The sequence below is a fragment of the Microbispora catharanthi genome, assembly GCF_006334915.2.
GTDB classification, from domain to species: domain Bacteria; phylum Actinomycetota; class Actinomycetes; order Streptosporangiales; family Streptosporangiaceae; genus Microbispora; species Microbispora catharanthi.
In genome coordinates, this window is the sequence record NZ_VDMA02000006.1 from 358,024 (window position 1) to 381,271 (window position 23,248).

General features: G+C 71.3%; 18 protein-coding genes and 2 pseudogenes. 13 read left to right on the forward strand and 7 right to left on the reverse strand.

What is annotated here, in order from left to right; all coding sequences use genetic code 11:
* Window positions 1-33: 33 nt before the first annotated feature.
* From FH610_RS14225 to FH610_RS14240, 4 genes are all read left to right on the forward strand, one after another.
* Complete coding sequence (locus FH610_RS14225) at window positions 34-1,125, forward strand: magnesium and cobalt transport protein CorA (protein ID WP_240808964.1); 1,092 nt, start codon at window positions 34-36, stop codon at window positions 1,123-1,125.
* Window positions 1,126-1,205: 80 nt separating this feature from the next.
* Window positions 1,206-1,763, forward strand: a complete 558-nt coding sequence (locus FH610_RS14230) for a PadR family transcriptional regulator (RefSeq protein WP_240808965.1) — start codon at window positions 1,206-1,208, stop codon at window positions 1,761-1,763.
* The gene (locus FH610_RS14235; RefSeq protein WP_139574870.1) at window positions 1,760-2,737 is read left to right on the forward strand and encodes an ATP-binding cassette domain-containing protein; all 978 of its coding nucleotides are present in this window, start codon (window positions 1,760-1,762) and stop codon (window positions 2,735-2,737) included. The genes FH610_RS14230 and FH610_RS14235 overlap by 4 nt, the downstream gene beginning before the upstream one ends.
* Window positions 2,738-2,741: 4 nt before the next feature.
* Complete coding sequence (locus FH610_RS14240; RefSeq protein ID WP_139574871.1) at window positions 2,742-3,596, forward strand: ABC transporter permease; 855 nt, start codon at window positions 2,742-2,744, stop codon at window positions 3,594-3,596.
* Between the two features lie 14 nt (window positions 3,597-3,610).
* Here the strand turns inward: FH610_RS14240 and FH610_RS14245 are convergent, their stop codons facing one another.
* Together FH610_RS14245 and FH610_RS14250 are read right to left on the reverse strand one after the other, a co-directional pair.
* Window positions 3,611-5,569 carry an ABC1 kinase family protein gene (locus tag FH610_RS14245; protein ID WP_240808966.1) on the reverse strand — a complete coding sequence of 653 codons (1,959 nt, stop codon included), beginning with the start codon at window positions 5,567-5,569 and terminating at the stop codon, window positions 3,611-3,613.
* 123 nt (window positions 5,570-5,692) lie between these two features.
* On the reverse strand, window positions 5,693-7,027 hold the full coding sequence (locus FH610_RS14250; protein WP_139574872.1) for a hypothetical protein: 1,335 nt from the start codon (window positions 7,025-7,027) through the stop codon (window positions 5,693-5,695).
* Window positions 7,028-7,232: 205 nt separating this feature from the next.
* On the opposite strand from FH610_RS14250, the gene FH610_RS14255 reads away from it, so the two are divergent.
* Both FH610_RS14255 and FH610_RS14260 read left to right on the forward strand, forming a co-directional pair.
* Window positions 7,233-9,446, forward strand: a complete 2,214-nt coding sequence (locus FH610_RS14255; protein WP_139574873.1) for a thiamine pyrophosphate-dependent enzyme — start codon at window positions 7,233-7,235, stop codon at window positions 9,444-9,446.
* A gap of 221 nt (window positions 9,447-9,667) precedes the next feature.
* Window positions 9,668-11,959 carry a GDSL-type esterase/lipase family protein gene (locus tag FH610_RS14260; protein WP_161628003.1) on the forward strand — a complete coding sequence of 764 codons (2,292 nt, stop codon included), beginning with the start codon at window positions 9,668-9,670 and terminating at the stop codon, window positions 11,957-11,959.
* 82 nt (window positions 11,960-12,041) lie between these two features.
* Here the strand turns inward: FH610_RS14260 and FH610_RS14265 are convergent, their stop codons facing one another.
* The gene (locus tag FH610_RS14265; RefSeq protein WP_240808967.1) at window positions 12,042-12,632 is read right to left on the reverse strand and encodes an SACE_7040 family transcriptional regulator; all 591 of its coding nucleotides are present in this window, start codon (window positions 12,630-12,632) and stop codon (window positions 12,042-12,044) included.
* A 46-nt stretch (window positions 12,633-12,678) separates the two neighbouring features.
* On the opposite strand from FH610_RS14265, the gene FH610_RS14270 reads away from it, so the two are divergent.
* From FH610_RS14270 to FH610_RS14285, 4 genes are read left to right on the forward strand one after another with little or no spacing between them, the layout of a single operon-like run.
* Window positions 12,679-14,253, forward strand: a complete 1,575-nt coding sequence (locus FH610_RS14270) for a carboxyl transferase domain-containing protein (protein ID WP_139574875.1) — start codon at window positions 12,679-12,681, stop codon at window positions 14,251-14,253.
* A 3-nt stretch (window positions 14,254-14,256) separates the two neighbouring features.
* The gene (locus FH610_RS14275) at window positions 14,257-16,206 is read left to right on the forward strand and encodes an acetyl/propionyl/methylcrotonyl-CoA carboxylase subunit alpha (RefSeq protein WP_139574876.1); all 1,950 of its coding nucleotides are present in this window, start codon (window positions 14,257-14,259) and stop codon (window positions 16,204-16,206) included.
* On the forward strand, window positions 16,197-17,093 hold the full coding sequence (locus tag FH610_RS14280; protein ID WP_139574877.1) for a hydroxymethylglutaryl-CoA lyase: 897 nt from the start codon (window positions 16,197-16,199) through the stop codon (window positions 17,091-17,093). The genes FH610_RS14275 and FH610_RS14280 overlap by 10 nt, the downstream gene beginning before the upstream one ends.
* Before the next feature lies 1 nt (window position 17,094).
* A complete protein-coding gene (locus FH610_RS14285) occupies window positions 17,095-18,243 on the forward strand; it encodes an acyl-CoA dehydrogenase family protein (RefSeq protein ID WP_139574878.1) in 1,149 nt (382 codons plus the stop codon).
* Window positions 18,244-18,367: 124 nt separating this feature from the next.
* On the opposite strand, the gene FH610_RS14290 is transcribed toward FH610_RS14285, so the two are convergent.
* From FH610_RS14290 to FH610_RS14300, 3 genes are all read right to left on the reverse strand, one after another.
* Window positions 18,368-18,979, reverse strand: a complete 612-nt coding sequence (locus FH610_RS14290) for an HAD family hydrolase (RefSeq protein ID WP_240808968.1) — start codon at window positions 18,977-18,979, stop codon at window positions 18,368-18,370.
* Between the two features lie 65 nt (window positions 18,980-19,044).
* Window positions 19,045-19,716, reverse strand: coding sequence for a response regulator (locus FH610_RS14295; RefSeq protein ID WP_139574880.1), 672 nt, complete (start codon window positions 19,714-19,716; stop codon window positions 19,045-19,047).
* Window positions 19,713-20,174 (reverse strand): ATP-binding protein, encoded by a 462-nt coding sequence (locus FH610_RS14300; protein ID WP_420813689.1) that lies wholly within the window; start codon window positions 20,172-20,174, stop codon window positions 19,713-19,715. The genes FH610_RS14295 and FH610_RS14300 overlap by 4 nt, the downstream gene beginning before the upstream one ends.
* On the opposite strand from FH610_RS14300, the pseudogene FH610_RS14305 reads away from it, so the two are divergent.
* Both FH610_RS14305 and FH610_RS14310 read left to right on the forward strand, forming a co-directional pair.
* Window positions 20,158-21,353, forward strand: a pseudogene (locus tag FH610_RS14305) (RNA-guided endonuclease InsQ/TnpB family protein). The gene FH610_RS14300 and the pseudogene FH610_RS14305 overlap by 17 nt on opposite strands.
* A gap of 62 nt (window positions 21,354-21,415) precedes the next feature.
* A pseudogene (locus FH610_RS14310) lies at window positions 21,416-21,859 on the forward strand (cation:dicarboxylate symporter family transporter); the annotation flags it as partial.
* 5 nt (window positions 21,860-21,864) lie between these two features.
* On the opposite strand, the gene FH610_RS14315 reads toward FH610_RS14310, so the two are convergent.
* On the reverse strand, window positions 21,865-22,230 hold the full coding sequence (locus FH610_RS14315) for a YybH family protein (protein ID WP_139574882.1): 366 nt from the start codon (window positions 22,228-22,230) through the stop codon (window positions 21,865-21,867).
* Window positions 22,231-22,324: 94 nt separating this feature from the next.
* Between FH610_RS14315 and FH610_RS14320 the strand changes: the two genes are divergently transcribed.
* Window positions 22,325-23,209: a LysR family transcriptional regulator gene (locus FH610_RS14320; protein WP_139574883.1), complete on the forward strand. Its 885-nt coding sequence runs from the start codon at window positions 22,325-22,327 to the stop codon at window positions 23,207-23,209.
* Window positions 23,210-23,248 lie beyond the last annotated feature (39 nt).

Genomic DNA, 23,248 nt, shown 5'->3' on the forward strand with positions numbered 1-23,248 from the left:
GGACTACGTGGATTGAGCGGATTGAGTGGGCTGATGAGGGCGAAACCGGAGCATGCTCCCGAGCACTCCATGGACCCCCGTGCGGACGAGGGGGAGACGTTCAGGCAGAGCGTGATCGACAACGCGGTGTACGTGGACGGCGAGCGCGTGGACTCGCCGCTGTCGCTGGGCGACGCGATCGCCTCGCTGCGCTCGCGGCCGAATGCGATGGCGTGGATCGGCCTCTACCGGCCGGAGGAGGCCGAGCTGATCAAGGCGGCCGAGGAGTTCGGCCTGCACGAGCTCGCCATCGAGGACGCCATCGTCGCCCACCAGCGGCCCAAGGCCGATCGGTACGGCGACACGCTGTTCGTCGTGCTGCGGGCGGCACAGTATCTCGACAAACCCGAGAAGGTCGCCTTCGGCGAGCTGCACGTCTTCGTCGGCCCCGACTTCGTGCTGACCGTACGGCACAGCGAGGCGCCCGACCTGTCCAAGGTGCGCCGGCGCATGGAGTCGGACCCCGACCTGCTCCGCCAGGGGCCGCAGGCCGTGCTGTACGCGATCCTCGACGTGGTGGTGGACGGATACGCGCCGGTGGTCGCCGGGCTGCAGAACGACATCGACGAGATCGAGGTGCAGGTCTTCGGCGGCGACCCCGCCGCGCCCAGGCGCATCTACAGCCTGTCGCGGGAGGTCATCGAGTTCCAGCGGGCGACCAGCCCGTTGGTCCCGATGCTCGACGGCTTCATCGCGGGCTCTCCCAAATACGGCGTGAACGAGGAGCTGCAGCGCTACCTGCGCGACGTGTCCGACCACGCCATCACGGTCACCGAGCGTGTTGCGGGCTTCCGGCAGATGCTCCAGGACATCCTCGTCGTCAACTCCACACTCGTCAGCCAGCAGCAGAACGAGGAGATGACCAAGCTCACGGCCGCGAGCATCGCCCAGGGCGACGAGGTCAAGAAGATCTCGGCGTGGGCGGCCATCCTGTTCGCCCCGACGCTGGTCGGCACGATCTACGGGATGAACTTCGACCACATGCCCGAGCTGCACTGGCTGCTCGGATACCCCGTGGCGATCATGCTCATGGGCGTCGTCTGTCTCACGCTCTACCTGGTCTTCAAACGCCGCGACTGGCTCTGAGCCTCCTGGGGCCGGGCGCGGCCTTGTCGTGCCAACTATCTAGATATATCGTTTACGTATCTCGATAGTTGGAGGATACGTTGCACGATGAGATGTGGCCTCCGGCGGCCCCGTTCGCACCGCCTCCGCCACCCCACCTCGATCTCCCGCTCCCGCCGGTTCCACCCGAACCCCCGCTCGGTGTGCCGCCCGCGCTGGGCCCGCGCGTACGGCGGGGCGACGTCCGCGCGGCCCTGCTGCGCCTGCTGACGGAGGAGCCGCGCAACGGCTACCAGATGATCGAGGAGATCGCGCGGCGCAGCGGGGGAGTGTGGCGGCCCAGCCCCGGCTCCGTCTACCCCGCCCTCCAGCAGATGGAGGACGAGGGGCTGGTCAGCGGGGTGGAGGCCGGCGGCAGCCGTACGTACCGGCTGACGGAGGAGGGGCGGCGGCAGGCCGACGAACGGGCCGAGCCGTGGGCCGACGTGTGCCGCAGCCTGCCGGAGGACCGGCACGAGCTGCGGATGCTGTGGGGGCAGCTGAACGAGGCGTTCGTCCACCTCACCCACGTCGCGGACGACCGCCAGGTCGCCGCGACCAAGAAGCTGCTCAAGAGCACCAGGCAGGCGATGTTCCGGATCCTCGCGGAGGACGCATGAACACCGCGGTGGAGGTGCGCGGGCTGCGCAAGAACTACGGCGAGGTCGAGGCCGTCAAGGGCGTCGGCTTCGAGGTGGCGCCCGGCGAGGTGTTCGGCTTCCTCGGACCGAACGGCGCGGGGAAGACCACCACGATCAGCATGCTGTGCACGCTGGTCACCCCGACGGGCGGCACGGCGCACGTCGCGGGGTACGACGTGGTGAAGCAGCGTGACGAGGTGCGCCGCAACATCGGCCTGGTCTTCCAGGACCCGACCCTGGACGGCTACCTCACCGCCGAGCAGAACCTGCGCTTCCACGCCGAGCTGTACGGCGTGCCGAAGGAGGTGCTCGGCGACCGGATGCGCCAGGTGCTGGAGATGGTCGGGCTGTGGGACCGCAAGGACAGCAAGGTCATGACGTTCTCCGGTGGCATGAAGCGCCGCCTGGAGATCGCCCGTGGCCTGCTGCACTCGCCCCGCGTGCTGTTCCTGGACGAGCCCACGGTGGGCCTGGACCCGCAGACGCGCTCGGCCATCTGGGGGTACATCGACAAGCTGCGTCACAGCGAGGACATCACGATCTTCATGACGACGCACTACATGGACGAGGCCGAGTACTGCGACCGCATCGCGATCATCGACCACGGCGAGATCGTCGTGATCGACTCGCCGGAGGCGCTGAAGGCGAGCGTGGGCAAGGACCGGGTGCAGATCCAGACCGGCGACGACGAGCGGGCCATCGGATTGCTCAAGGAGAGGTTCGGTGTCGACGCCGCCGTGCGCGAGGGCCAGGTGACGTTCGCGGTGGCGTCCGGGGAGGAGTTCGTGCCCCGGCTGTTCGCCGGCCTCGGCGTGCCGATCCGGTCGGTGAGCGTGTCACGCCCGTCGCTCGACGACGTCTTCATGTCCTACACCGGCTCCACGATCCGCGACGCCGAGTCGTCGGGCGCGGGCAACCAGTGGATGCGGGCGAGAGCCATGCGGGGAAGGTGAGCCGATGACGACCGACGTGGTCCGGGTCAGCGTGCCGCGCGCGAGCGGCGGCCACGACCTGCGTGCGATCAAGGTGGTTCTGCACCGGGAGATGCTGCGGTTCGCGAACGACCGCACCAGGATCGTCTCCTCGCTGGTCCAGCCCGTGCTGTGGCTGTTCGTGATGGGCACCGGGCTCGGCACGCTCGTGCGCGGGTCGATCCCCGGCGTCGACTTCCGCACGTTCATGTACCCCGGCATGATCTCCATGACGGTGATCATGACGGCGATGTTCTCGGCCGGTTCGATCGTCTGGGACCGCGAGTTCGGCTTCCTGCGCGAGATGCTGGTCGCGCCGGTCAGCCGGGGCGCGATCGTGATCGGCAAGTGCCTCGGAGGCGCCGTCGTCGCCTGCCTGCAGGGTGTGATCATCCTCGCTCTCGCGGGGCTGGTCGGCGTGCCGTACTCGCCGATGCTGATCCTCACGCTGCTCGGCGAGATGTTCCTGGCCGCCTTCACGATCACGGCGTTCGGTGTGACGCTGGCCGCCAGGATGCGCAACATGCAGAGCTTCTTCGGCGTGATGCAGATGGCGATCATGCCGATGATGTTCCTGTCGGGCGCGATGTTCCCGCTGGCCAACCTGCCGTCGTGGCTGCACGTGCTGACCACGGTCAACCCGCTGACGTACGCGGTGGACCCGATGCGCCGGGCGGTCTTCGGCCACCTCGCCGTGCCGCCGCGGGTGGACGCGATGCTCAACCCCGGAGTGAGCTGGTTCGGCCACAGGCTGTCGGTGCCGCTCGAACTCGGCCTGGTCGCCGCGATCGGCGCCGCCCTGCTCGGCGTGGCCGTCCTCCAGTTCCGTCGTACGGACTGAACGGCCGCGCCGGGTCACTCCTCCCGGCGCTCCCGGAAGATCGCCACGAGCACGCGCAGCGCGAGGATGGCGCTCACCACCAGCAGGTTGTAGCCGATGAGCTGGTAGAGCGTGACGGCGGGGGTCACCCGCGGCCCGCGCTCCGAGTCGAGCAGCAGCACGGCCATGATCCCCGCGGTGGCCGCCAGCACCGTCAGGAGTGCCTGGTGGAGCAGGCCGGTCATGTGCCGCCGGTCCCGGGCGTCGGCGAACAGCCGCACGTTGACGCTGAACCTGCCGCTCTCCGCCGCTCCGACGATGCGGTCCACGCTCCGGGGCAGCCGCCGCAGCAGGGGCAGCAGGCGCACCGCCTCCTGGGCCACCGCGGCGCGGATCTCCTCCCGGCCGCCGGGCGGGGACAGGCGGCGGCCGGCGAAATCCCGCGCCTCCTTCACGATGTCGAACCCGGGCGCGAGGCCGGTGAGCGTGCCCTCGATCGTCCCGAGCGCCCGGAACACCGCCGCCACCTCCGGCGGCACCGAGAGCTTGTGGGCGAAGACCAGGCGGAACAGGTCGGCGAACATCCGGGAGTCCGGGACGATGCCGGGCACCAGGTGCCGGGCCATGAAGCGGCCGATCTCGCGCTCCAGCTCGCGCTCGTCGATCTCGTCCGGCCGGGGGACCAGCTCCAGCAGGGCGTCGCCGACGCCCGCGGGGTCGGCCAGGTCCAGCGCGGCGAGCAGGCGCTGGAGCGCGGCCCGGAGGGCGCCGTCGAGACGTCCGACGGACCCGTAGTCCAGCAGGGCGACGCCCCCGCCGGACAGCAGCATGATGTTCCCCGGATGGGGGTCGGCGTGGAACACGCCGTTCAGCAGGATCTGCTCCAGCAGCGCGTGCAGCACGGCCCTGGCGGCCTCCTCGCGTTCGGCGGGGCCGAGGCCGTCCTGACCGGTGGCGAGCGGAACGCCGTCCAGCCGCTCCATCACGAGGAGGCAGCGGCCGCTCAGCCGCGGATGGGGCACGGGCGACCGTACGGCCGAGTCCTTCGACGTCGCGGCGACGGCGGCCATGTTCGCCGCCTCGACCCGGAAGTCGAGCTCCTCGCGCAGCGCCTCGGCGAACCCCCGGGCGAGGTCGCCGACGCCCACCCCGCGGGCCCATCGCGTGCGCCGCTCCGCCGTACGGGCGAGGCGGGCCACGATGTCCAGATCCCTCTCCACCACGGGGGCGATCCCGGGCCGCTGGACCTTGACCACCACTTCCTCTCCCGACCGCAGCCGCGCGAGGTGGACCTGCGCGATCGACGCCGCCGCCAGCGGCTTCCGCTCGAACGAGGCGAAGACCTCCTCCACCGGCCCGCCGAGTTCTCCGGTGACGACGCGCTCGATCTCCTCCCAGGGTGCGGGCTCGACCCGGTCCTGGAGCAGGCGCAGTTCCTCGACGAACTCGGGCGGCAGCAGGTCGCCGCGGGTGGACAGGATCTGCCCCAGCTTCACGAACGTGACCCCGCCCTCGTCGAGTGCCTCGCGCAGCGAGCGGGCCAGCCGTAAGCGGCTGGAGGGGGCGCCCAGGTCGGGGTCGCGGCCGCGCAGATAGGGGCCGAGGCCGTGGCGGATGAGAATGCGGGTGATGCGCAGATAGCGTCGTGACCGTCCTGCTCGCCGCCGGATCGCGGCCACCGCCTCCAAGGGGCCCGGGATCGAGCCCGTCGGCACCAGGGCCTCGGCGATCGCCAGGAACACCATCGAGGCCAGCAGCGCGCAGGCGTACGCGAGGATGATGAACCACATCGGGGTGATTCCGGCATGGTCACCCACCACCGGGCCGACCAGGGCCTGTGAGACCGGGCCGAACAGCACGACGGCGAGGGCGGCGCCGAGCAGTGTGCGGACCGTCCCGAAGCGCAGGCCGAGAAGCCGCCGGGCGGCCAGGGCGAAGGCCGCGACCATCACGACGGCCGTCACCGCGAAGGCGATCAATATCAACGCGTCCAACCGTCGCCCCCGATGCCGTGCTCGCCGTGATCGCCGAAACTCTAGCCGTCCCGGCCGCTGGACGATCGCGGACGCGAACCGGCCCGGGGCGTGCGGCACGCCCCGGGCCGGCTCAGTGATTGCCTAGCGCTTCACGCGCACCCAGTCGCTCCGGCTGGTGGAGCGATCGGCCTCGCCGTTCCCGGCGAAGACGACCTTCCAGTAGCCGGACGCCGACGCCTTGGTCTTGCCCCAGAACTTGCCGGTGCTGTTCGTCCACAGCGTCTTGACGTAGTGCCAGGAGCCGCCGGCCTTCTTGAACCACACGGACACCCTCTGGTGGCCGTAGCCCTCCCAGCCGTCGTCCCAGGCCTGGAGCTTGCCCCGGAAGGTGAGGTACCGGTGATACCTGACCGGCTCCGGCGCGGCGTTGAACTGGACGACGCGGGTGTCGGCCTTGGGCGCGGGCGGAGGCGTCGGCCGGGGCACGCGGACCGTCACGTAGTCGGTCGCGCTCGCCGAGTGGCCCGCCCCGCCGGCGCCCTCGAACTCGGCCCGCCACCAGCCGGAGGTCCTGGCCGTGACGTCCGCGGAGAAGCGGCCGTAGGAGTCGGTCCAGTCGGAGGTGACGTACTGCCAGCGGTAACCGCCGGCCGGCTTGAACAGGATCTTCACCTGCCGGCCCGGGTAGCCGCTCCAGCCGGCGAAGCCGGAGATCTCCAGCCGCCCGCGCAGGCGCAGGTCGTCACCGGCGTCGACGGGCTCGGGGGAGGCGTCGAATCCGGTGATCCGGGTGTGACTGGACTGGGCCCTGACGTCGACCCGGTCGCTGTCGCTCGTCGCGGGCTCGGCGTCGGAGGCGCCCTCGAACTCGGCGCGCCACCAGCCGCTCCTGTCCGCCCTGCGATCGACCGAGAAGCGGCCGTGCCGGTCGGTCGTCACCGAGCCGACCCGGCTGTAGGAGCCGCCGACCGGCTTGAAGGCGAGGTACACCCGCTGCCCGTCGTACGCCTGCCGGCCGTCGCCGTCCCGGTAGGTCAGCGCGCCGGTCAGCCTGATCCCGTCGCCCCGGTCGACGACGTCCGGCGCCGCGTCGAAGTCGAGGTCGGTGGTCCAGTGGACCTGGAACTCCTTGCTCGCGGTGCCGCCGCCGGCCCGCACCTCCAGCTTCCAGACGCCCGGCTCGTCCCTGAACGTGAAGCCGTACGTGGCCGAGTAGGCGCCGGAGCCCGCGGGGGCGGGGTCCAGGGGGACGGCCCGGCCGTCGCGGTCGACGAGCCTGGCCGCGCCCTTGTCGGACGCCTTGTAGGTGAAGGTCGCCGTCGTGCCCGCGTCGCTGCCGACGACCACGGGACTGGGGGAGACGGCCAGGTCGCCGGGACCCGCCGCCGTCGCCGCGCCGGCGGTGGCCGGGAGCGCGACGAGGGCCGCCCCTCCCAGAACCACTGCCGCGATCGCGGCGTGAATGCGTTTCAACATTCCGGTGAACCATCCTTCCGGTGGTTGAACGCGGCCTGAGGGTGCCACGTCATTCATAACGAGTAGACGGGCGAATACCGGCAATGGTTGAGCCCTCTTACTTATCGTCATCGATTCGTGTCAAAAGGCGTGATCCATAACCGTCTGGTGTACGGAGTTGTCGCTGTGCGGGACGGAGCGTGCATCGTGCGACATAATCGGCCGTGTGGTGCGGGACGCTGTGGAGACGCATTTCGCCGAGGCCGTCGGGGCGCTGACCCCCGGACCCTCCCGGGATCCGGACCTGCCGGTGCGGCCGGGCACGGGCCTGACGGGGACGCGGTGCCGTGAACTGTTCGCCGTGCAGCTCGGCAGCCGGCTCCTCGACGTCGCCGCCCGCCTCATGCGTGAGCGAGACGAGGGCTTCTACACGATCGGGTCGTCGGGGCACGAGGGCAACGCCGCCGTGGCGGCCGCGCTCCGTGTAGACGACCCCGCGCTCCTGCACTACCGGTCCGGCGCCTTCTACCTGACCCGTTCGGCTCAGGCCGGGCGGCTGGCCGAGGAGGGGCTGCGCGACGTGCTGCTGGGGATCGCGGCGTCGGCCGAGGAGCCGATCGCGGGCGGCCGGCACAAGGTTTTCGGCCACCCCGGCCTCGCCGTCATCCCGCAGACCTCCACGATCGCCAGCCACCTGCCGCGCGCGGTCGGCGTCGGCTTCGCGATCGAGCGGGCGCGCATGCTCGGGCTGCCCTCGCCCTGGCCCGGGGACGCCGTCGCCGTCTGCAGCTTCGGCGACGCGTCGATGAACCACGCCTCCGCGCTGACCGGGCTGAACACCGCCGCGTACGGCCGCTTCCGCGGGCTGCAGATCCCGGTGCTCTTCGTGTGTGAGGACAACGGCCTCGGCATCAGCGTGAAGACCCCGCCGGAGTGGGTCGCGCAGGCCAGGCACCCCCTGCTGGAGTACTTCCAGGCCGACGGCGGCGACCTGGCCGAGACCTACGACGTGGCGCTGCGCGCCGTCGAGCACGTGCGCGTCAACCGCGCCCCGGCGTTCCTGCACCTGCGCACCGTCCGCCTGATGGGCCATGCGGGGTCCGACGTGGAGATCGGCTACCGCACCCGCCGGGAGATCGCCGCCGACCTGGACCGCGACCCCCTCGTCCGTACGGCACGGCTGCTCGTGGAGGCGGGCCTGGCCGCGCCCGACGAGTTGCTCGCACGCTACGAGGCCGAGCGCGACCACGTGCTCAAGCTGGCGTCGGAGTGCGCGCGGCGGCCCCGGCTCGCGACGGCGGCGGAGGTGATGGCTCCGCTCGCGCCGCGCCGTCCCGAGGCGGTGGCCGCCGAGGCCCTGCGGTCCGCGCCCGCCGAGGCGCGCGAGCGCGCCTTCGCCACCCTGCCGGAGCAGGAGGGCAGGCTGACGGTCGCCCAGGCGGTCAACCGGGCGCTGGCCGACGCGATGGCGCTGGACCCCGGGGTCCTGGTGTTCGGCGAGGACGTGGCCCGCAAGGGCGGGGTGTACGGCGTCACGCGCGGGCTGCTGCGCAGGTTCGGGGCCGAGCGGGTCTTCGACATGCTCCTGGACGAGCAGGCGATCCTCGGCCTCGCGCTCGGTGCCGGGGTGTCGGGGCTGCTGCCGGTGCCGGAGATCCAATACCTGGCCTACCTGCACAACGCCCTTGATCAGATTCGCGGCGAGGCGTCGACCATGCAGTTCTTCTCGCAGGGCGCGTATCGCAATCCCCTGGTCGTACGAGTCGCCTCATATGCCTACCAAAAGGGCTTTGGGGGACATTTCCATAATGACAACTCAATTGCCGCATTGCGGGATATTCCCGGCGTGATCGTCGCCTCTCCGGCGCGGCCCGACGACGCGGCCGCGATGCTGCGCACCTGCCTGGCCGCCGCCCGCGCGGACGGCAGCGTCTGCGTGTTCCTCGAACCCATCGCGCTGTACCACACACGTGATCTCTTCGAGGAGGGCGACGACGGCTGGCTCACGCCGTACGCGCCGCCGGCGCGCTGGGACGAGACGCACGTCCCGGTCGGCCGCGCCCGCTCCTACGGGGACGGCCGCGACCTGACCATCGTCACATACGGCAACGGCCTGCGGATGAGCCTGCGAGCGGCGGTCAAGCTCACGGCGGAGGACATGGGCTGCCGGGTGCTCGATCTGCGGTGGCTGTCGCCGCTGCCGGTCGACGACCTCATGCGCGCGGCCGAACTGACCGGGCGCGTGCTGATCGCCGACGAGACCCGCCACAGCGGCGGCGTCTCCGAGAGCGTGATCGCGGCGCTCGTCGACAACGGCTTCCGCGGCCCGATCGCCCGGGTGACCTCACAGGACAGCTTCGTGCCGCTCGGCCCGGCCGCCGACACCGTGCTGCTGTCGGAGTCCGACATCGAACGCGCCGCCCGCAAACTGCTCGGCTGACCGGGAGAACGGGGCCTGAACCCGCGATCTTCATTGGTCTTCTCCACGGGGTTCATCCTGTGGTCATCCAGCCCCCGGTCGCCGTCATTTGAATAGTGCCACCTTCATGGGTGGCCGATGTCCCCGTCCAGCCCCTAGCCGCCCATTCCTCCGTATGTGGGTGGAATATGTATAAAACTAGCGGACTGGCGTTTATATCACGTCATGTCCCGATCGTCGTGATGGCCATCATCATGGTGGTGTGCCTCGCTCCCGTCACACCGGCGCGAGCGGCCGCGCGGGATGTCACCATCACCCTCAGCGCCTCAGACCTCGGCGTGAACCCCGCCGTCCTGCGGGACATCGTCCCGGAGATGCAGGCGGAGATCACAGAGCACGGCGGACTGGGCGACACGCTCAAGCAGGCGATCGCGGACAGCCAAAGCCCGGTGAGCATCACCGTCGACACCTCGGTGTGGCCGAATTTCAGCGGCACGGTGAATGTGACCCCCGACGGCGCCGGCCTGGTCCTGACCATCCCGGCCGCGGAGATCACCACCTCCGGCTTCTGGCAGCAGGTCGCCGCCACGGCGATCGCCTGGATCGTGGGATACGGGCTCAGGATGCTCTGCATCGGCTCCTTGACAGCCAGCGGGGTCCTCGCCGCGACCATTCCGCTGGTCTGCACCCCCCTTCAGACCACCGTCACCGGCATCATGGCGGCGCTCGTGACGCACGCGTTCGCGGGAGACCTGGGCACCCCCGAGGCGACCAGGGACATCATCATCGCCGGGATACTCGGGCTGGCGGGGGGCTTCCTCTGGGAGAAGTACCTCGCCCCGTGGGCGAAGGCCAACCTCGCCGATGCCATCAAGAGGGCCGGGATCTGGATCAGGTCCCAGGTGCCCTGGCTCGACTCCTGGTTCGGAGGTGTGGTCGCCGGCAGGGTGGAGCAGCTCGGCTGGCGGTTCCAGGAGCTGGAGAACCTCATCGCCGAAGAGACGGCGGCATGGGCCGGGGTCACCTCGAACCTCCAGCGGAATGTGCGGATCATGGCGTTGGGCGACTCGATCACCTACGGCGCGGGCAGTTCGAACGGAGGCGGTTACCGGTCGACTCTCGGCGACATGCTGAGAGAGGACGGGGCCACCGCCACGTTCGTCGGCTCACAGCACTCGGGCCCGGCGCCCGACGCCCACGAGGGACACTCCGGCTGGACGATCTCTCAGATCGCCGGCATCACGGACGCGGCGATGGCCACGTATGCGCCCAATGTCGTGCTGCTGCATATCGGCACCAACGACCTGAACAACAATGACGACCCGGACGGCGCACCGGCCAGGCTCGGCAGCCTCATCGACCAGATCTTCCGGGCCGACCCCAATGTGACCCTCCTGGTCTCGACCATCGTCCCGTCCAACTGGGGGGCGACCCAGGCGCGGATCCTGCGGTTCAACGAGGCGATCCGGTCGGAGACAGGGTCGCGGTGGGCCGCCGGCAAGCACGTCTACATGGTCAACATGAGTCCGGTGACGCTCACCGATCTGGCCGACCTCCTGCACCCCAACGACTCCGGGTACCTGAAGATGGCGGCATTGTTCTACCGCGGCCTGGTGGACGTGGGGCGGGCCGGATGGATCGCAGGATCCGGCGGCGGGACGTCGGCTGCCGGTCCCGTCAAGGGCTGGTTTCCGCAAGGCACGATCGCGTCCGGGACCTTCGCCGAATTCAACGGGCGGGTCGTCTACGCCGACATCAACGGCGACCGCAAGGCCGACTATCTTGAGATCAACGACGACAGCTCGGTCCGGGCCTGGCTGAACGGCGGTGCGAAGCCCGGTGGCGGGGACTGGTACTGGTGGCCGCAGGGCACTATCGCCGGTGGCGTCGGCGCGATCGGCATCCATGTCCACTTCACGGACATCAACGCCGACGGCCGGGCCGACTACCTGGTAGTCGGTTACGACGGCTCCGTCCAGGCCTGGCTGAACGGCGGTCCCAAGCCCGGTGGCGGGGACTGGTACTGGTGGCCGCAGGGCACTATCGCCGGTGGCGTCGGCGCATCCGCCAGCCATGTCCAGTTCGCCGACCTCGACGGCGACGGCCGGGCCGACTACCTGAAGGTCAATGACGACAGCTCGGTCCAGGCCTGGCTCAACGGCGGTCCCAAGCCCAGCGGCGGCGACTGGTACTGGTGGCCGCAGGGCACCGTCGCCGGCGGCGTCGGCGCGCCCGGAAGCCGGATCCGCTTCGCCCCGCTCTACGGCACCCGGTCCGCGGACTACGTCCGGATGGGCGGCCTCAGCGACCCCGGCGCCGCGGGATACGACAGCTCCGTTCAGGTCTGGCAGAACGGCGGTCCCAAGCCGAGCGGGGGCGACTGGTACTGGATCCCCGGCGGACAGGTCGCCGGCGGCGTCGGCGTCGACGGCAGACAGATCCAGTTCGCCGACCTCGACGGCGACGGCCGGGCCGACTACCTCGACGTCGATCCCCGAACCGGAGCCACCCGAGCCTGGACCAACTTCGGCTGACGACATCGCGGACATCGGACGACCGCTCTCCTGTCCCGCGGCCGGAAGCGCCGATCCGCCAGGGCCGGACGACGGGGGAGATTCAGAGCCGGGACAGAGCGGCGCGGGCCATGGTGCGGAGCAGGTCGGCCATGGCCTCGGGCGCGAGCTCCCCGGCGCTGCGCGGGGTGGAGTTGAGCAGGCCGAAGACCGCGTGGGTGGCGGCGCGCAGCCGCGCGGGCGGGCACGCGGGGTGCAGTTCGGACAGCACCGTCACCCATTCCTCGACGTACAGCCGCTGCAGCCGCCGGATGGCCCGGCGGGCCTGCTCCGGCACGTTGTCCAGCTCGCGCTCGTGGACGCGGATGAGCGCGGGGTGAGTCAGCGCGAACTCGATGTGCCCGGACAGCAGCGCGTCGAGCGCCGCCTCCGCGGTGTCGGGGTCGGCGGTGGTGGCCAGCCGTGCCCCCTGCTCGCGCAGCCGCTCGCTGATGTCGAGCAGCATCTCGGCGAGCAGGGCCTCCTTGCCGCTGAAGTGCCGGTACAGCGCCGGCCCCGACACGCCCACGGCCGCGCCGATGTCCTCGATGGACACGCCGTGGAAGCCGCGTGCCGCGAAGAGGTCCGCGGCCGCTTCGAGGATCTCGGCCCGCCGATTGCGGGTAGGGGTCTTCACGGTCCTCCCGGTCGTCACGGCACCATGGTAGACGGAGTCTGTTAATGATGATTAACATCCGAGCATGAGTACGAGTGACTGGCCGGTGCTGGAGAGCCGGTGCGACCCGGGCGGCGAGCCGTACAAGCGCAACGCGGAGGCGAACGAACGCTTGGTGGCGGACCTGCGGGAACGGCTCGCGGCGGCGGCGCGCGGCGGCCCCGAGCGGGCCAGGGCCAGGCACGTCCAGCGCGGCAAGCTGCTGCCCAGGGACCGCGTCGACACGCTCCTCGACCCCGGCGGGCGCTTCCTGGAGCTGTCCCCGCTCGCGGCCACCGGCATGTACGACGACCAGGCCCCGGCCGCCGGGATCATCACCGGCGTGGGGCGGGTGAGCGGGCGCGAGGTCGTGATCGTGGCCAACGACGCCACCGTCAAGGGCGGCACGTACTACCCGATCACGGTCAAGAAGCACCTGCGCGCCCAGGAGGTCGCCCTCCACAACAACCTGCCGTGCGTGTACCTGGTCGACTCGGGCGGCGCCTTCCTGCCGAAACAGGACGAGGTCTTTCCCGACCGCGAGCACTTCGGCCGCATCTTCTACAACCAGGCCACCATGTCGGCGCGGGGCATCCCGCAGATCGCGGCCGTGCTCGGCTCCTGCACCGCGGGCGGCGCGTACGTCCCGGCGATGAGCGACGAGGCCGTGATCGTCCGCAACCAGGGCACGATCTTCCTGGGCGGGCCGCCGCTGGTGAAGGCCGCCACCGGCGAGACCGTCACGGCCGAGGAACTGGGCGGCGGCGAGGTCCACGCCCGCGTCAGCGGTGTCACCGACCACCTCGCCGAGGACGACGCGCACGCCCTGAAGATCGTGCGGGACATCGTGTCGACGCTCGCGCCGAAGAACCCCCGCCCCTGGGAGGTCGCGCCCGCCGAGCCGCCGCTGTGGGACCCGCGCGACCTGTACGGCATCGTCCCCCAGGACACCCGCCGGCCGTACGACGTGCGCGAGGTGATCGCCCGGGTGGTCGACGGCAGCAGGTTCCTCGAGTTCAAGGCCGAATACGGCCCGACCCTGGTCACCGGGTTCGCCGGCATCCACGGGCACCCCGTGGGGATCGTGGCCAACAACGGCATCCTGTTCAGCGAGTCGGCGCTCAAGGGCGCCCACTTCATCGAACTGTGCGACCGGCGGTCGATCCCGCTGGTGTTCCTGCAGAACATCAGCGGCTTCATGGTCGGCAAGGCGTACGAGGCCGGGGGCATCGCCAAGCACGGCGCGAAGATGGTGACGGCGGTCGCCTGCGCCCGGGTGCCGAAGTTCACGGTGATCATCGGCGGCTCGTTCGGCGCGGGCAACTACGCGATGGCAGGGCGCGCCTACTCGCCCCGCTTCCTGTGGATGTGGCCGAACGCCCGCATCTCGGTCATGGGCGGCGAACAGGCGGCCACCGTGCTCACCATGGTCGGCGACGCCGACGCCGACGAGATCCGGGCCCAGTACGAGCACCAGGGCAACCCCTACTACTCGACCGCGCGTCTGTGGGACGACGGGGTGATCGACCCGGCGGACACCAGGACCGTCCTCGGCCTGGCGCTCGGCGCCGCCGCGAACGCCCCCCTCGAACCCGTCGGCTACGGCGTCTTCCGGATGTGAGTGATGTTCTCCAGTGTCCTGATCGCCAACCGGGGCGAGATCGCCGTCCGGATCATCCGTACGCTGCGGGCCCTGGGCGTGCGCGCCGTCGCCGTCCACAGTGACGCCGACCGCGACGCGCGCCACGTGCGCGAGGCCGACCTCGCCGTACGGCTCCCGCGCGGTTACCTCGACATCGACGCGATCGTCGAGGCCGCCCGGACGAGCGGCGCCGAGGCCGTCCACCCCGGGTATGGCTTCCTCGCCGAGAACGCCGAGTTCGCCCAGCGCTGCGCGCAGGAGGGCCTGGTGTTCGTCGGCCCGCCGGCCGGGGCCATCGAGGCCATGGGCGACAAGATCCGGGCCAAGGAGACGGTCGCCCGCGCGGGCGTTCCGGTCGTGCCCGGCGGCGCGGAACCGCACGACGACCTGGCCGAGGTCGCCGAGCGCATCGGCTTCCCCGTGCTGATCAAGCCGTCCGCGGGCGGGGGCGGCAAGGGCATGCTGCGGGTCGAGTCCGCCGACGGCCTGGCCGCGGCCGTCGAGTCGGCCCGCCGTACGGCGACGGCGGCCTTCGGGGACGGCACCCTGCTGATCGAGCGGTTCGTGGACCGGCCCCGGCACATCGAGATCCAGGTCATGGCCGACGGCCACGGGAACGTCGTGCACCTCGGCGAGCGTGAGTGCAGCCTGCAGCGGCGGCACCAGAAGATCGTCGAGGAGGCGCCCTCGCCGCTGCTCGACGACGAGACGCGGGCCCGCATGGGGGCGGCGGCGGTGCAGGCCGCCCGGTCGGTCGGCTACGTCGGCGCGGGGACGGTCGAGTTCATCGTCCCCGGCTCCCATCCCGGCGACTTCTTCTTCATGGAGATGAACACGCGGCTGCAGGTCGAGCACCCGGTCACCGAGCTGGTCACGGGCCTCGACCTGGTCGAACTGCAACTGCGGATCGCCGCGGGAGAGTTGCTGCCGTTCGGGCAGGACGAGGTGCGCCTGCGCGGCCACGCCGTCGAGGCTCGCGTCTACGCCGAGGACCCGGCCCGCGACTTCCTGCCGACCGGCGGCCGGATCCTGGCCCTGCGCGAGCCCGCGGGCGAGGGCGTGCGGTTCGACTCCGGGCTGACCGGCGGGATGGCCGTGGGCAGTGACTACGACCCGATGCTGGCCAAGGCGGTGGCCTGGGCCCCCGATCGGGCGGGCGCGCTCGCGACCCTCGACCGTGCGCTGGCCTCGACCGTGATCCTCGGGGTCACCACGAACATCGGGTTCCTGCGCGCGCTGCTGGCCGACCCCGAGGTCGCGGCCGGGCGCCTCGACACCGGGCTGGTCGAGCGGCGGCTCGGCGACCTGGTGAGCGGCGAGGTGCCGGACGAGGTGCTGGCGGCGGCCGCGCTCGTCTTCCACTCCGGGTTCCACGTCTCCGGACGCACGACCGACGACCCGTGGGACGTGGCGGACGGGTGGCGCGTCGGAGAGCCCGCCTGGACCGTGCACCGGCTCGGCGTGCCCGTACGAGTGCGGGGCGCCGCCGGCGACGCGGAGATCGAAGTTAACGAGCGTTCACTCGGCCGGGTGCGGCTGGAGTGGACCGGCACCGATGAGGCGGCGGTCACCCTCGGCGGCGTCACCCGGAGGTACGCGGTGGCCCGGAACCGCGACACGGTGTGGCTCGCCGAGGGCGGCCGCGCATGGCCCGTCACCCGGCACGATCCCGGCGACCCGAAGGACCGGCAGGGTGGGGCGCTCGCCGGCGACGGGGTCGTACGCAGCCCGATGCCGGGAACGGTGCTGCTCGTGAAGGCGGCGGAGGGCGACCGGGTCACCGCGGGGCAGCCGCTGGTCGTCGTGGAGGCGATGAAGATGGAACACACCCTGACGGCGCCGGCCGACGGCGTGCTCGCCGAGCTGCGCGCCCGGCCGGGGCAGACGGTGGAGCTGGACGCGCTCGTGGCGAGGGTGACGCCGTGCGAGTGACGATCTACGAGGTCGGCCCGCGCGACGGCCTGCAGAACGAGTCCGCCGTCGTGCCCGTCGAGGTCAAGCGCGAGTTCATCGGCCGGCTGGCCGAGGCCGGGCTGACGACCATCGAGGCGACGAGCTTCGTGCACCCCAAGTGGGTGCCCCAGCTCGCGGACGCAGGGGAGCTGCTGGAGAGCCTGCCGCGGGTGCCGGGAGTCCGCTACCCGGTGCTCGTCCCCAACGAGCGGGGCCTCGACCGGGCCACCCTGCAGCAGGGCGTCACCGACATCGCGATCTTCGGCAGCGCCACCGAGTCGTTCGCCCAGCGCAACCTGAACCGGACCGTCGAGTCGCAGTTCGAGATGTTCGCCCCCGTCGTCGCACGGGCCCTCGCCCACGGCATGCGGGTCAGGGCGTACGTGTCGATGTGCTTCGCCGACCCCTGGGAGGGACCGGTCGCGCCCGAGCAGGTCGCCCGGGTCGGGCGCAGGCTGCTCGACCTCGGCTGCTGCGAGCTGTCGCTCGGCGACACGATCGGCGTCGGCACGCCCCGGCACGTCGAGGCGCTGCTCGACGCCTTCGCCGAGGCCGGCGTCGGGCCCGACCGGCTGGCCGTCCACTTCCACGACACCTACGGACAGGCCCTGGCCAACACGCTCACCGCCCTCAAGAGGGGGATCACTGTCGTGGACTCCTCCGCTGGCGGCATCGGCGGCTGCCCGTACGCCAAGAGCGCCACCGGCAACCTCGCGACCGAGGACCTGGTCTGGATGCTCGACGGTCTCGGCGTCGAGACCGGGGTGGACGTCAGGTCGCTGGCCGCCACCAGCCTCTGGCTCGCCGAGATCCTGGGCCGGCCGAGCCCCTCCCGCGTCGTCCAGGCTCTGGCCAAGGAGATTTGAGATGCTCAACGACGAGCACGTCGAACTACGCAAGTCAGTCGAGGAGTTCGCCCGTGAGGTGGTGGCCCCCGTCATCGGGGACTACTACGAGCGGTGCGAGTTCCCGTACGACATCGTCCGCAGGATGGGCGCGATGGGCCTGTTCGGCCTGCCCGTTCCGGAGGAGTACGGCGGCATGGGCGGGGACTACTTCGCGCTGTGCCTGGCCCTGGAGGAGCTGGCCAGGGTCGACTCCTCGGTGGCGATCACCCTGGAGGCGGCGGTCTCGCTGGGCGAGATGCCCATCCTGCGGTTCGGCACGGACGCCCAGAAGCGGCGGTGGCTGCCGAAGATGGCGGCGGGGGAGATCCTCGGGGCGTTCGGCCTGACCGAGCCCGGCGGCGGGTCCGACGTGCCGGGCGGCATGCGCACCACGGCCGTCCTCGACGGCGGCGAATGGGTGATCAACGGCGCGAAGGCGTTCATCACCAACTCGGGCACCGACATCACCGGCGTCGTCGCCGTGGCGGCGATCACCGGCCGCAGGGAGGACGGCAGGCCGGAGATCTCCACGATCCTCGTGCCGTCGGGCACGTCCGGCTTCACCGTGTCGAAGAAGTACTCCAAGGTCGGCTGGTCGGCCTCGGACACCCGGGAGCTGTCGTTCGCCGACTGCCGGGTGCCGGAGGAGAACCTGCTGGGCGAGCGCGGCCGGGGCTACGCGCAGTTCCTCCAGACGCTGGACGAGGGCCGGGTGGCCATCGCCGCGCTGTCGGTCGGCCTCGCCCAGGGCTGCGTGGACGAGTCGCTGCGGTACGTGCGCGAGCGCCGGGCCTTCGGCCAGGAGATCGGCCGCTACCAGGCCATGCAGTTCAAGATCGCCGACATGGAGGCCAGGGTGCACACGGCCCGCCTGGCCTACTACCACGCCGCCGAGCGCATGCTGGCCGGTCTGCCGTTCAAGAAGGAGGCGGCGATCGCCAAGCTCGTGTCGTCCAACGCCGCGATGGACAACGCCCGCGACGCCACCCAGATCTTCGGCGGCTACGGCTTCATGAACGAGTTTCCCGTCGGCCGCTTCTACCGCGACGCGAAGATCCTGGAGATCGGCGAGGGCACCAGCGAGGTGCAGCGCATGCTCATCGCCCGCGAACTCGGCCTGCCCGCTTAGATCGCTCTTACCTGGAGATACGCCGTGCTCGATCGTGCGAGCCGGGGTCGCGTACACGCCCCCGGAGGCCGTCGTCGCCGGGGCATGCCCCCGCGGCAACGAGCAGCTTGCCCCGAAAACGGCCTCAGGCGCTCGTGCCGCTCGGCCGGCCGGTGAGCGGCCGGACGTCGATGATCGCCATGCCCGCCGCCTGGGCAGCGGCGATGCCTTCGTCGCTGTCCTCGTACACGGTGCAGCGGTTTGGGGGGATGCCGATCAGCTTCGCCGCGCGCAGGAAGATGTCCGGCGCGGGCTTGCCCCGTTCGACGTCGTCGCGGGTGACCACGGTGCCGAACCGGTGACGGATCGGCAGGTGGCGGAGCGTCATCTCGATCACTCTCCGGGCGCCGCCGGAGGCCACGGCCATGGGCAGCCTTCCGTGGAAGGAGGAGACCACGGCCTCGATCTCCGGGTGCACGCGGATCTCGTGCGCCGTCCGCAGGAACCGTTCGTCGCGATCCGCCACTATCTCCTCCACGGGCCGCCGGAGGGTGAGCCCGCCCTCGCGTGCCAGCAGACGGACCATCTCGGCCGAGGAGAGGCCGGTGCGCGCGTCGAACCATTCCTGGTCCAGCTGTACGCCCTCCTCGGCCAGCGCTCCGGCCAACGCGACATAGTTCGCCCGCTGGCTGTCCACCAGCGTTCCGTCCCAGTCGAAGAGCAGGGCACCGGCGTCTCCGGGATGGAGTTCAGGCAACAAGGTCCTCCGCCTTCCGACGAGGGTGATCGATTCTCACCGTTGCACCGTACGCGCTCGCGCGGTCAGGCGATGGTGTAGCGGAGCTCCGGGCGGCCGGGGCCGCCGTACCGCGGGACCCGGCGCGCGACGCCGGTGTCGACGAGGTGTTCCAGATAGCGCCGGGCCGTCACCCGGGACGCGCCCACGGCCGTGCCCACGGTCTGGGCCGACATGCCGTCGGCGGCGTCCCGCAGCGCGCCCGCCACCGCCTCCAGGGTGTCGGCCGTCATCCCCTTCGGCAGATGAGGGCGGGCGGTTCCGCGCAGGGTGGACAGCGCTCGGTCCACCTCGCCCTGGCCGCTGACCTCGCCCGACCCGCTGATGGACGACCGGAACGCCGCGTACCGTTCGAGCTTCTCCTGCAGCAGGGCGAACGTGAAGGGCTTGAGCAGATACTGCACGACCCCGGCGGAGACGGCCGACCTGACCACCGACAGGTCTCGCGCGGAGGTGACGGCGATGACGTCGCAGGGGAGGCCCGCGGCCCGCATGGCCCGGCAGACGTCCAGCCCGTGCATGTCCGGCAGGTAGAGGTCGAGGAGCACGAGATCCACCGGATCGCGGCGCAGCACGCGGACGGCCTCGCCGCCGGACCTGGCCACGTCGGCGACCCGGAAGCCCGGCACCCGCTCGACGTACAGGCGGTTCGCCTCGGCCGTGAGCTCCTCGTCCTCCACGATCAGGACCGAGATCACGGCCGCACCTCCTCGCGCGCCGAGCCGCCGCCGGGAGCGCCTGCGGGGGCCGGGCCCGACCCTTCCGTCGGGGGCGGCAGCGGGAGCCGTACGGTGAAGACCGCACCCTGACCACCGGTGCCCTGACCGCCGGGGCCCTGACCACCGGTGCCCACCTCGATGCCGCCGCCCAGGCGCCGGGCGGCCTGCCCCGCCATCGCGAGGCCGAGCCCCCGGCCGTCGCCCTTCGTGGACCAGCCGCGCCGGAACACGTCCCGTACGACGGCGGGGTCGAGCCCGGGACCGCTGTCGGCGACCCGGATCAGGAACGTGCCGTCCTCGGCGCGCAGGTGGACGCGGACCCGGGCGGGCGGCGCGCCCTGGACGGCCGCGCCTACAAATGCCATGCCCAATTGTTCTAACGATCCGTACTCGCTAGTCAACGGATGGTAAGACGCTGGTGTGAGGCTCCGGTACAACTTCCGCCTCTACCCCACCCCGGACAGCGCGTCGCGCTGGCCAAGGCGTTCGGGTGTGCGCGGGTGGTGTTCAACGACGGGTTACGGGCACGAGTCGACGCCCACGCGGTCGGGTTGCCGTATGTCTCGGACGGCGAGTTGTCCAAGCGGGTCATCACCGAGGCGAGGAGGCCCCCGGAACGCTCCTGGCTGGGCGAGGTGTCGGCTGTGGTGTTGCAGCAGGCGCTGGCGGACTTGAACACCGCGTACCGGAACTTCTTCGCCTCGGTCACGGGTAGGCGGAAGGGGCCGAAGGTCGCCCCGCCCCGCTTGCGATCGCGGAAGGACACTCGGCAGGCGATCCGCTTCACCCGCAACGCCCGGTTCTCCATCACCCCGAGTGGGAAGCTTCGCCTTCCGAAGATCGGGGACCTGGCAGTGCGCTGGTCCCGCGCCCTGCCTGTCGAACCATCGTCGGTGACGGTGGTCAAGGACGCGGCCGGGCGATACTTCGCCTCGTTCGTGGTCGAGGTCGCCGAACAGCCCCTGCCACAGGTGGAGCCAGAGGCCGGGATCGACCTCGGACTGACCGCCTTCGCGGTCCTGTCGAACGGACGGAAGATTGGCTCCCCGCGGTTCCTGCGCCGGGCGGAGAAGAAACTCAAGCGGCTCCAGCGGGCGCTGTCGCGCAAACAGAAGGGGTCGAACAACCGGGCCAAAGCCCGCCTCGCCGTGGCCCGCCAGCATGCCAAGGTCGCCGACGCGCGCCTCGAGTTCCGCCACCGGCAATCCACGAAGCTGATCCGCGACAACCAAGCGATCTATGTGGAAGACCTGGCGGTCAAGGGGCTGGCACGCACCCGGTTGGCCAAGAGCGTGCACGACGCGGGCTGGTCGTCCTTCGTGACCATGCTGGAGTACAAGGCCCGCATGCACGGGCGGGTCTTCCACCGGATCGATCGGTGGTTTCCCTCCTCCAAGCTCTGCTCTGAGTGCGGGGCACTGGCCGAGTCCATGCCGCTGAAAGTCCGGGAGTGGACCTGCCCGTGTGGGGCGATTCACGACCGGGATGTCAACGCCGCCAAGAACATCCTCGCCGCCGGACGGGCGGAGAGGCTAAACGCCTGTGGAGCGCAGGTAAGACCGGGGCCAGCCCCGGCACAGCGCGAGGAAGCAGGAAGCCACAGGGGTGCCGCGTGACCGTGCGGCACGGGCTGAATCCCGGGCCTTCAGGCCGGGGAGCGCGTTAATCCTTCAATCTCGACGGCACCGCCATCTACCTGACCATGGCGACGCTGTTCGTGGCGCGGGCGACCGGCTTGCCGCTCTCCGCGGGGGAGCAGATCGGTCTGCTGGTCTTCATGATCATCGCATCCAAGGGGGCGGCGGGCGTCACCGGAGCCGGCCTCGCCACGCTGGCGGCGGGCCTGCAGTCGCACCGGCCGGCCCTCGTGGACGGCGTCGGCCTGATCGTGGGCATCGACCGGTTCATGTCGGAGGCCCGGGCGCTGACCAACTTCGCGGGAAACGCGGTCGCCACCGTCCTGATCGGCACGTGGGTGGGCGACTTCGACCGCTCACGGGCGGAGGAGGTGCTGGCCGGCCGGGCCCCCTTCGACGAGGCGACGTTCGTGGACGACGGGGGCGCCGCCCCGGCCTCCGAGGCGGACCGCGCCCCCGCCGCCGCCCCGCTGGCTCACCCGTAACCGGATCAGCGGGCGGGCGGCTGGAACTCCGGCTGGTCGAGCACCCGCAGCCAGCTTCCGTCGGGCTGGCGCCGCACGACCTGGGCCCGGGCGCCGGCGCCGTCCCCCGGCGGGGTCGAGGTCAGCGCGATGTCGCCGCTGACCAGGGTCGGCAGCGGTTCCTCGGGCTCGAAACGGGGACGGTTCGCCAGCACCTTCTCCCATAGGGCGCGGATCGCCTCCCGGCCGACCGTCACGCTGCCCGGAGGGTAGGCCAGCACCGCGTCCTCCTCGTACAGCGCCGCCACTCCCGCGGCGTCCCCGGCGTTGGACCGCTCGACGAACAGGCGGGTGATGTCCTCCGGCCGCATGGCCTTCTCGTACTCCGGCATGGGTTCCTCCCGAACTCTCGTACGGGCTCCAGCCTGCCGAGCCGCCTTCCAGAAGTCCAACAGATGGATCGGATGGAAACTAGAATCAGCGGTTATGGAACTGCGTCAGCTGGAGTATTTCGTCGCGGTCGCCGAGGAGCGCAACTTCACCCGCGCCGCCGAGCGGGTGCACATCAGCCAGTCGGGCGTCAGCGCCCAGATCCGGCAACTCGAACGCGAACTCGGCGCCGAGTTGTTCGACCGGTCCGCGCGGAGCGTCACGCTGACCGTCGCGGGGAAGGCCGCGCTCGACCACGCCCGCGCCGCGCTCGCCGCGGCCGGGGCGCTGGGACAGGCGGTGGGCGAGGTGACCGGCCTCATCCGGGGCCGGCTCACCGTCGGAATGGTCGTCGGCTGCACCGTCACGCCGCTGTTCGACGCCCTCGCCGCGTTCCACCGGGCCCATCCGGGGGTCGAGATCTCCCTGCTGGAGGACAACTCCGACCGGCTCGTCGAGGGGGTGCGCGCCGGCGCCCTCGACCTGGCCCTCGCCGGTCTCGCCGCCGCTCCGGACGGCCTGGAGACGTTGACGGTCATCAGCGAGCGGCTCGTCGCCGCCGTCCCCCCGAACCACCCCCTCGCGGGCCGGGACGGGGTCACTCTGGGCGACCTCGGCTCCTACCCGATCGTCTGCATGCCGTACGGCACCGGCCTGCGCACGGTGTTCGACCGGGCCTGCGCGTCCCGGGGCCTCCAGCCGGTGATCGCGCTGCAGGCCGGGGCGGCCGACGCCGTCGCCGGCCTCGCGGCCAGGGGACTCGGCGTCGCCGTCCTCAGCGAGTCGATGGCCGCGGCCCACCGCGACCGGCTCACCGCGCTCACCATCGAGGACGCCGACACGCCCGCCCTGCTCGCGCTGCTGTGGCGCGGCGGGCAGGGTCCCGCCGTACGCGAGTTCGTGCGGCACGCCCGGCGGTCCTTCGCCGTCACCGCCGGCTGAGGGGCCTTCCCCGCCTGCCGCCGGTCTCGCGGGGTGAGC

Bases quoted from the DNA above. Each gene is read 5' to 3' on its own strand.
- FH610_RS14225 (WP_240808964.1), top strand. From the start codon at position 34: ATGAGGGCGAAACCGGAGCATGCTCCCGAGCACTCCATGGACCCCCGT.
- FH610_RS14235 (WP_139574870.1), top strand. From the start codon at position 1,760: ATGAACACCGCGGTGGAGGTGCGCGGGCTGCGCAAGAACTACGGCGAG.
- FH610_RS14240 (WP_139574871.1), top strand. From the start codon at position 2,742: ATGACGACCGACGTGGTCCGGGTCAGCGTGCCGCGCGCGAGCGGCGGC.
- FH610_RS14250 (WP_139574872.1), bottom strand. From the start codon at position 7,027: ATGTTGAAACGCATTCACGCCGCGATCGCGGCAGTGGTTCTGGGAGGG.
- FH610_RS14260 (WP_161628003.1), top strand. From the start codon at position 9,668: ATGGCCATCATCATGGTGGTGTGCCTCGCTCCCGTCACACCGGCGCGA.
- FH610_RS14270 (WP_139574875.1), top strand. From the start codon at position 12,679: ATGAGTACGAGTGACTGGCCGGTGCTGGAGAGCCGGTGCGACCCGGGC.
- FH610_RS14275 (WP_139574876.1), top strand. From the start codon at position 14,257: ATGTTCTCCAGTGTCCTGATCGCCAACCGGGGCGAGATCGCCGTCCGG.
- FH610_RS14285 (WP_139574878.1), top strand. From the start codon at position 17,095: ATGCTCAACGACGAGCACGTCGAACTACGCAAGTCAGTCGAGGAGTTC.
- FH610_RS14315 (WP_139574882.1), bottom strand. From the start codon at position 22,230: ATGCCGGAGTACGAGAAGGCCATGCGGCCGGAGGACATCACCCGCCTG.
- FH610_RS14320 (WP_139574883.1), top strand. From the start codon at position 22,325: ATGGAACTGCGTCAGCTGGAGTATTTCGTCGCGGTCGCCGAGGAGCGC.